This window comes from Gluconobacter sp. P1D12_c, assembly GCF_018812105.1.
In the GTDB taxonomy this organism is placed as follows: domain Bacteria; phylum Pseudomonadota; class Alphaproteobacteria; order Acetobacterales; family Acetobacteraceae; genus Gluconobacter; species Gluconobacter oxydans_A.
In genome coordinates this window covers 1-503 of the sequence record NZ_JACSIQ010000327.1, presented here as the reverse complement: position 1 = coordinate 503, position 503 = coordinate 1, and the positions used below count along the sequence as shown (strand labels likewise).

At 47.7% G+C, this 503-nt stretch carries 1 protein-coding gene; it reads right to left on the bottom strand.

Annotation, left to right across the window (positions count from 1 at the left end; genetic code table 11):
* Nucleotides 1-503, bottom strand: a 503-nt coding sequence (locus KP705_RS17010) for a plasmid recombination protein (RefSeq protein ID WP_215765121.1), incomplete at both ends; no start/stop codon positions are given.

Below are 503 nucleotides of genomic sequence, written 5' to 3'. Positions count from 1 at the left end.
TTTCAGCCTTAGCTTTTGCAGCATCAACACGCTTTGCAACAGCACGACCATCAGAAAGAGCAATAGCTAAAGCATTCGCTTGTTGCTTCTCCTGGTTCCACTGGTCCCGAGTTAACCGCCTACGCCCTGGACCAATACGAGTTAAGCCAGAAGGCATCCCGACCTTATCCCAATAACTGTCCTGACAATCTCTAAACGATTGATTATAGTCTTCATTTTGTTCCTTTGGAGATAAACCATCCGCCTTGGCCTTCTGCTTTGCACTATCCCCAGGATGTAAGCTGATCGCCTTCAAATCATCAGGAACGATGAAAGCATGAAGATGAGGAAAAGCCTCATCATCATGCCTGATGACTGTCTTCAACTGGTCCCCATACGTGTCCTGCAACCACTTGACCGACCGAGCTTGCCAACGCTTACAATCGGCATCCATCTCACCTGGCCAAGACAGAACAATGCACGCCATAGTATTTTGAGTGCTTCTGATTTTCCTGCTCTTGCCA